The organism is Roseicella sp. DB1501 (assembly GCF_013112485.1).
Lineage (GTDB): Bacteria > Pseudomonadota > Alphaproteobacteria > Acetobacterales > Acetobacteraceae > Paracraurococcus.
This window is the reverse complement of record NZ_JABFHG010000033.1, coordinates 1-6,774: the sequence shown is the minus strand read 5'-3', so window position 1 is coordinate 6,774 and position 6,774 is coordinate 1. Positions and strand designations below refer to the sequence as shown.

The window sequence follows — 6,774 nt, the reverse complement described above, 5'->3', positions numbered from 1 at the left end:
ACACCAACACCGTGGAGCGTGCCATCCGGCCCCTCTGCCTCAGTCGCAAGAATGCCCTGTTCGCCTCGGGCGACGATGGCGGCCGTCGCTGGGCCGCGGTCGCCTCCTTGGTCGAAACCTGCAAGCTGAACAGCGTCGATCCGCAGCGCTACCTCGCCGACCTGCTGACCCGCCTCGTCAACGGCTGGCCCAACAGCCGTATCGACGAACTCATGCCGTGGTGCTGGGTCACCACCGAAAAAGGCTGAGCGTCAACCGCAGTCGAGATGAGCCTGAAGTCCCCGCTTACCATGCACTGTTGCCCGAGCTCGGTCCTGTTTCCTGCCTACTACTCGGCGTCTGTGCGGCAATCGGCGATACACGGCTGCCACAGGAGACTGGCCAGCACCGACACCTTCCACGTGCCCTTACCGATGCCTTCGCCGGTTAGGCGGTCAGCGCCCGCCTAGTCGTGGTCACGCTGTACATGCTGGCCCGTGCGGCGATCGGCGGCCCGCCCCCGGAGGTTGTGGCGACGTTACTCAAGCTCGGCACTGACATGGTCGGGGGGGCCTGCTCGGCTTGGTCGTTGGCCATGCTGCAGTTGCACTGCGTCGCCGCATCGGCCCCGCTGAGGTGGAAGTGGCAATCTCGATTGCCACGCCCTTCCTTGCCGCTATGCTTTCCGAAGCCGCTGGTGTGTCGGTGGCAGTGGTTATCGTCGTGGCGGCACTGACTGTGACCGTCCGCGCCGTGGATCGGCAGACCGGACAGGCAATCTCCTCGCCAGAGGCACGGCTGGTGGCACGCCACGTGTGGTCGGAAGCGGAGGTGATGCTATCTGCCGCACTCTACTTTCTGGTCGGTCGTTCGCTGCCAGAAGCACTTGCGGCGCTGAGCCATTATGGTTGGCTGCGCCTTGACCTCATCGCTGCAGCGTTGCTGGCGCTGGTGCTTGCACTGCAATTCGTGTTGGCGATGCTGGTCATGGTGATGCCCTGGACGCCGCACATGCCGGGCGAGGACGGGCGCCCCGCAGGAGTGCTGCGTGTTGCCGTCGTTGGCGCCTGGTCTCCTCATCGTTCTGCTATCGCATTGGGCCTTGCGCTTGCTGTGCCTACCACGACGATCGATGGTCGGCCCTTTCCCGACCGTGATCTCGTACTCGCTCTGATTAGCCTACTCGTGCTCGGCTCGGGCCTGCTGCAGGGAACAACGTTGCCAGCCTTGTTAGGCTAGGCGCAACTCGGTGGCGCTGCGGAGGAGGCGCAGGAGAGGAGTCTCGCCCAAAGCAAGGCGGCGGCAGCACAGGATCAGGCAGGCGCAGTCGCTGATCCGGAGACAGCCGCAGCCGAAGCCCGGCACGCCTTAATCCAGTTGCGGGACCAAGACGCGATTAGCGACGCGGCGCTGCGCGAAGCGGATCACGCGGTAACGCTACGCACTTTCGTTGAGAAATCTGGCGAGCCAACGTGATTGGTTGGCGTCACCGATCGGTACAATTTGAAGATACTGATCTAGCTTTCGTGAGAAGCCCAGGGGCGTCAATCTCGTCTAGAAATCGTTTGGCGGTAAGTTTATACTTCCATTCGTGATCAGAGCCCTTCCGGAAAGAAGTTGAGTCGCTGGAATCGGTTGTGATTCCCTCGGGTACGGTTGTGCTGAGGGGTGGCGCATGTGGAAGCCGGAACACCGGCGAGCCGCGACGCGGCGTGGGCTGCGCTACGAGAGCGACCTGACAGATGCGGAGTGGGCACTGGTGGCGCCGCTGATCCGACCCGCGAAGCGCGGCGGGCGGCCGCGCCGGGTGGATGTGCGTGAGGTGCTCAACGCTATCCTCTACGTGCTCTGGACGGGCTGTCAATGGAAGGCGTTGCCGAAGGACCTGCCGCCCCGGAGCACGGTTTGGGACTACCTCGACCGCTGGGACTGGGATGGCACGCTGACGCGTATCCATCATGCGCTCTATGTCGAGGTCCGCGAGGCGGCAGGCCGGGAGGCCAGTCCCACTGCTGCGATCATCGACAGCCAGAGTGCCAAGGGTGCGCAAAAAGGGGCGCTACGCTCGACGCCTCGGGCTATGACGCGGGCAAGAAGGTGCTCGGGCGCAAGCGCCATGTCCTGACCGACACCTTTGGCCTGCTGCTGGCCGTCATCGTCCATCCGGCCAGCGTGCAGGACCGCGACGGCGCGGAGGATCTGCTGCGGGAGGCACGCCGGAGCTTCCCCTTCATCGAACGCCTGATCGGAGATGCAGGCTACCAGGGGCCGAAGATGGTCGCGGCCGTCGCCCGAACCGGTGCCTGGACGCTGGAGATCGTCCGCCGCTGCGACCGGCACCGCTTCGTCGTCCTACCGAAGCGCTGGATTGTGGAGAGGACCCTGGCCTGGATCAGCCGCTGCCGCCGTCTGGCCCGCGACTACGAGCGCCATGCCCGCAAGGCGGCGGCCTTCATCCGCCTCGCCATGATCCGCCTCATGCTCCGTCGCCTCGCCGCAAGCGCCTCAAACTGAACCAGAACTTTCCGGAAGGGCTCTCAGTGCCGGCGCTTGCCTGCAGCCAGGCCTCGAGGGCGCGCACGGGACAGGTGGCGAGGAGCCGCACGGTCTCTGGCGTGGCGACAGTGGTAGGCACGGTGGGCGAGGCTTTGGCGGCCGGGCTAGGACGAACCACTCGAGGAAGGCCTGCCAGGCGCGCAGCGTTGCCGGCACCAGCGAGGCCCAGGCATAGGCCTCGACGGGGCGGGTTGGAACGCCCGTATTGGGAAAGATTGAACGAATGGATCGCACCGGATTGAGACTATCCGCAATAAACTGAGAGGTAGCCAAGCCGTTCGGCATGCCACACGAAATGCAGGACGTCGGGCGTGCCGTCAAAGCAGAGATCTGGCAAAGCAGGCGGCCGAGCTTCCAACGAACTGCAAGCCATGCAAAGAGATCTCGCTTCCGAGAGAACTCACTCCGCAGTGTTGGCAGGAGCGGCCGAGTCTCTCTCCGCTGAAAAAGCAGACCTCGAACGACGATTGCACGATTTGGAGCAGCGAAGCGAACGCGGTGCTTTGTTGCACGGCTTCGCTGAGGCGGCAACCGGTGCGCTATGGGTTGCCGATGCCTCAACCGGAGAAGGTCGGTATGTATCGCCTGGCCTGGAAACCTTGATGGAGGTTTCCGTCGGTAACGTCTTGCCTCATGCCGGGCGCTGGCTGCATCTCGTGCATGCTGATGACAGGCCGAGCGTAGCGAAACGATTTGAGTCCGTCCGCCAGGGTGAAACGGCAGAAATCGAGTACCGGGTCTTGCTGCCCGCCCGTGAGGGAGACATTTCACGGAGATCGCGCTGGGTGCGCGATCTCGGTTTTCCGGTACGCACGGGAAGCCGTGTCCGCTATGTTGCAGGATTCGTCTCGGATGCCGCTGATCGCCAGGGTAAGACGGGATTGCGGCGCCTGCTACTGGCCGAGTTGAACCATCGGGTGCGCAACACGCTCGCGGCCGTGCATTCTCTCGCAGCACAGACGGCACGGGCTGCACCCAGTCCGGCAGCATTCTGGTCCGTCTTCGCTGGCAGGCTTCTCGCCCTCGCTCGGGCGCACGATCGATTGTCGGAGGGTGGATGGACAGCCGGCGCTGATCTGCGGGCCCTGCTGGAGACTGAGCTAAGCCCCTTCCTGGCAACAGCTGGCCCTGCGGCAGGGCCACGCGCTGCTCTGGTGGGGCCGGACGTTCAACTCGAACCTGGCACGGCGATCTCCTTCGCGCTTGCACTGCACGAGATGGTCACGAACGCTGTTCGCCATGGCGCCCTATCAGCATCAGAGGGCGAGGTACACGTCCATTGGCGCATCATCGAGCCTCCGTTGCATCGCGGCAACGCAGATCGCCCGTGGCTACGGATTGAGTGGCGTGAGCGTGGTGGGCCTGCGTTATCAGGACCGCCGACAATGCGTGGCTTCGGCACAAGGCTGCTTGAGCGGAACCTGCCACGTCAACTCGGCGGCCAAGTCGAGCTTCAGTTCCCTACCGAGGGCCTCGTGGCCGTAATCACAGTCCCACTACGGCGCGTCTGAACGAAACTTGAGTATGCCAAAAAGCCAAGCGAGATGCGGGATGTGCCTGAGTAGCAGCGGCCCATAGCGCGGATCATCACCTCACTGGCATTGCACCGGCGTTCACGGTCCTGTTCCGGGCAGCGCTAGCACGCAGTTCAAACACCATTTGGGTTTGACGGCGGCAATGCCACGGCGCGGCGGGCCGGGTGGCCGTGCCTGCGGTGGATGCCGTGCAGCGTGTGATGGATCACCGGCTGGGTGGTGGAGAAGGCGTGCCCGGCGAGGCGGTGGTACTGGCCGATGGTGGAGAGGCGCTTGGCGAGGTGATCGGCGACGGTTGCGGGTGTTGCGGGCGCAGATGCAGGAAACTGCGCCACTGACAAACCGTTCCACAAGCATGTTCATCATGGGTGCTATGCTATGGGCCGGATTTGGACATTGCTGAAGGATACCGGGGAGGGCTTCGTAGCGGACGACGCTTTGACGCGTGCTGCTGGCATTGCCTACTTCACCTTGTTCTCCATCGGGCCGTTGCTGTTTATCGCGACCGGCATTGCCAGCTTCGTCTTCGGCCGCGACCAGATCGATGACGCCATCACCGCTCAGATGACCAGCATGCTGGGCGACCAGGCGGCGCATGAAGTTGGGCGTCTATCCGAGGGCGCGATGGGCCGTGCGCGCGGCGGCTGGGCCGTGGCGATCGGCCTGGGCACCTTATTGCTCACCGCCGGAGGCGCCTTCAGTGCTCTGCAAAACGCGCTGAACGCCGTCTGGAAGACCGAGGTCCCCGAGGCCGGCTCGATCACCGAGACCGTCTCGCGTCTGGTCAAGGCGAAGGCTGCGGCACTCGGCCTGGTGGCTACGACGGGCTTCATCCTGATCGCCTCGCTCGCGGTTAGTGCGGCCATAGCATCCTTCAGCTCTTGGCTGGAGGCAGCACTTCCGGGCGGTGCGCTGCTTGCCTTGGTGCTGAGCATCGCGGTGACAGTTGGCATTCTGACGTTGTTGTTTGCGGCGATCTACAAGGTGCTGCCAGATCGCAAGCTTGCCTGGCGCGACGTTTTCGTCGGGGCCTTCACAACCGCCGTCCTCTTCACCGTCGGCAAAACTCTAATCGCGGTTTATATCGGGAAGAGTGATGTCGCCGTTGGTTTCGGAGCTGCGAGTGCGGTCATCATCGTGCTGGTATGGCTCTATTATTCGGCGCTGATTTTCCTGGCAGGAGCTGAGTTTACCCGGGCCTGGGCCAACCTCAAAGGCAGCAAGCAAGCAGTGCCGGTTCCGGCAAAGCCGGCCGATGCGGTGCTCGCCTCGGATGCTGAGCGGCGCGGATTGCAGCATCGATCCGCGGCAGCACCGGAGACCGCACCCAATGCCGTCCTGCAACTTCTTGTTGCCCTGCTCCCGTTCGTTGTCACCGGCATAGTACAGGGACTGGTTGAGCGGCGATCGCAAGCGCCACGCAAACGTAAGCCGTTTCTGCGCCGCGGCTGAGATGCCGGATCCGACATTTCTTGATCCTCCCCCTTTGAAATGGAGCGGATCTGGCGGCGCGAGGGGCTGAAAGTGCCGCCGCGCCAGCCGAAGCGCGGACGACTGTGGCTGGCGGACGGCTCCTGCATTCAACTGCGCCCGGAGTGGCCGAACCATGTCTGGAGCTACGACTTTGTCGAGGACCGTACCCATGATGGGCGCAAGCTCAAGGCGGCGGACGTCATCGACGTGCTGTCTGACTTGTTCATCCTGCGCGGTACGCCTGGCCATGTTCGTTCGGACAACGTCCTAGAACGGGAAGGCGGTGCAAGGCTGGATCGTCGAGGTCGGTGCCAAGACGGCCTACATCGCACCGGGCAGCCCGTGGGAGACGGATGAAATAGGGAAGCTCCTTTTTGCAGGCCTTGCTAGATTTCCTCCGCGCACGGGTGACCGCGTGGCAAAGAGCGGGGCATGGAGGTGTCAGCCCCGCCGCGCAGCCTCGGATCGTCGCTCCTCCCCTGCGGCACACGTGCGCGCCCTTGGCTTTTTGGGCCCGGACTGGATCCAGCCGTCGGTGAGCTTGCGGTAGGCGGTCTCAGCGGCCTCTGCAGCTCGCCGTTCCTGCTGCCGGATGCCCTTGATGTTGTAGTCATAGGCGGCGCCCCGTTGGCCGTGGAGCCGCGGCCGTCCGGCCCGCAGTTCGAGGCTGCGAAGCTTCCTGGCGTGCAGGGCCGGGCGGACCCAGGCGTAGTCCTCGCCCCTGGTCAGCAGCCGCCAAGCGAGGACGGCGAGCTTGCGGGCGGTCGCTACTGCCGCAACGTGCTGGCCGCGGCGGGAGGAGACGCGCCCAAAGAACGCCTTGAGGGGCCCAGGCGCGCGGGCGGCGGCCCAGGCCGCCTCGACGAGGAGGCCACGGGCGTGCCCCCGGCCTTGCTTGGCAATTCGGCCATGCCGGGCGGGACCCTCGCCGGACTGCCGCACACTCGGGTTCAGGCCGAGATAGGCGACGAGCTTCTCGGCCGAGGGGAACCGGGCCACGTCGCCGATGGCGGCTGCGAGCCCGACGGCGACGATCATGTCTATTCCCGGGATCGTCATGAGCCGCCTCACTGCCCCGTCCTCCAGCGCATGCCTTGCGATGTCAGTATGCGTCAGCCCACGCTGGTGGGTTGACGGCTTGGCCTGAAGTTCCAGGGTAGCAGCTCGTCGATACGGGTGATGGGGTGGCCATTTGCGAGGCGGTCGAGCACGGCTGCGATGTAGGCTTCCG

At 64.5% G+C, this 6,774-nt stretch carries 6 protein-coding genes and 3 pseudogenes; 6 read left to right on the top strand and 3 right to left on the bottom strand.

Features of this window, described 5'->3' with window-relative positions; genetic code table 11:
* The 4 genes and pseudogenes from HJG45_RS28045 to HJG45_RS29605 all read left to right on the top strand — a co-directional run.
* Positions 1-248 (top strand): transposase domain-containing protein (locus HJG45_RS28045; protein ID WP_171617254.1); only part of this gene is annotated, 248 nt, incomplete at its 5' end.
* Positions 249-552: 304 nt separating this feature from the next.
* Entirely contained in the window at positions 553-1,218 is a 666-nt protein-coding gene (locus HJG45_RS28040; RefSeq protein ID WP_408902042.1) for a cation:proton antiporter, read from the top strand.
* A 436-nt stretch (positions 1,219-1,654) separates the two neighbouring features.
* Positions 1,655-2,493: pseudogene (locus HJG45_RS28035) on the top strand (IS5 family transposase).
* 413 nt (positions 2,494-2,906) lie between these two features.
* On the top strand, positions 2,907-4,046 hold the full coding sequence (locus HJG45_RS29605) for an HWE histidine kinase domain-containing protein (RefSeq protein WP_171617248.1): 1,140 nt from the start codon (positions 2,907-2,909) through the stop codon (positions 4,044-4,046).
* A 137-nt stretch (positions 4,047-4,183) separates the two neighbouring features.
* Here the strand turns inward: HJG45_RS29605 and HJG45_RS28025 are convergent, their stop codons facing one another.
* Complete coding sequence (locus HJG45_RS28025) at positions 4,184-4,423, bottom strand: hypothetical protein (RefSeq protein WP_171617246.1); 240 nt, start codon at positions 4,421-4,423, stop codon at positions 4,184-4,186.
* A 43-nt stretch (positions 4,424-4,466) separates the two neighbouring features.
* On the opposite strand from HJG45_RS28025, the gene HJG45_RS28020 reads away from it, so the two are divergent.
* Together HJG45_RS28020 and HJG45_RS28015 are read left to right on the top strand one after the other, a co-directional pair.
* Complete coding sequence (locus HJG45_RS28020) at positions 4,467-5,522, top strand: YihY/virulence factor BrkB family protein (protein WP_171617244.1); 1,056 nt, start codon at positions 4,467-4,469, stop codon at positions 5,520-5,522.
* A 39-nt stretch (positions 5,523-5,561) separates the two neighbouring features.
* Positions 5,562-5,892, top strand: a pseudogene (locus tag HJG45_RS28015) (IS3 family transposase); the annotation flags it as partial.
* 92 nt (positions 5,893-5,984) lie between these two features.
* Here the strand turns inward: HJG45_RS28015 and HJG45_RS28010 are convergent.
* A pseudogene (locus HJG45_RS28010) lies at positions 5,985-6,647 on the bottom strand (transposase); the annotation flags it as partial.
* Positions 6,648-6,655: 8 nt separating this feature from the next.
* Entirely contained in the window at positions 6,656-6,763 is a 108-nt protein-coding gene (locus HJG45_RS28005; RefSeq protein WP_408902020.1) for a transposase domain-containing protein, read from the bottom strand.
* Positions 6,764-6,774 lie beyond the last annotated feature (11 nt).

Coding starts and splice junctions, on each gene's coding strand:
- HJG45_RS29605 (WP_171617248.1), top strand. CDS start 2,907: ATGCAAAGAGATCTCGCTTCCGAGAGAACTCACTCCGCAGTGTTGGCA.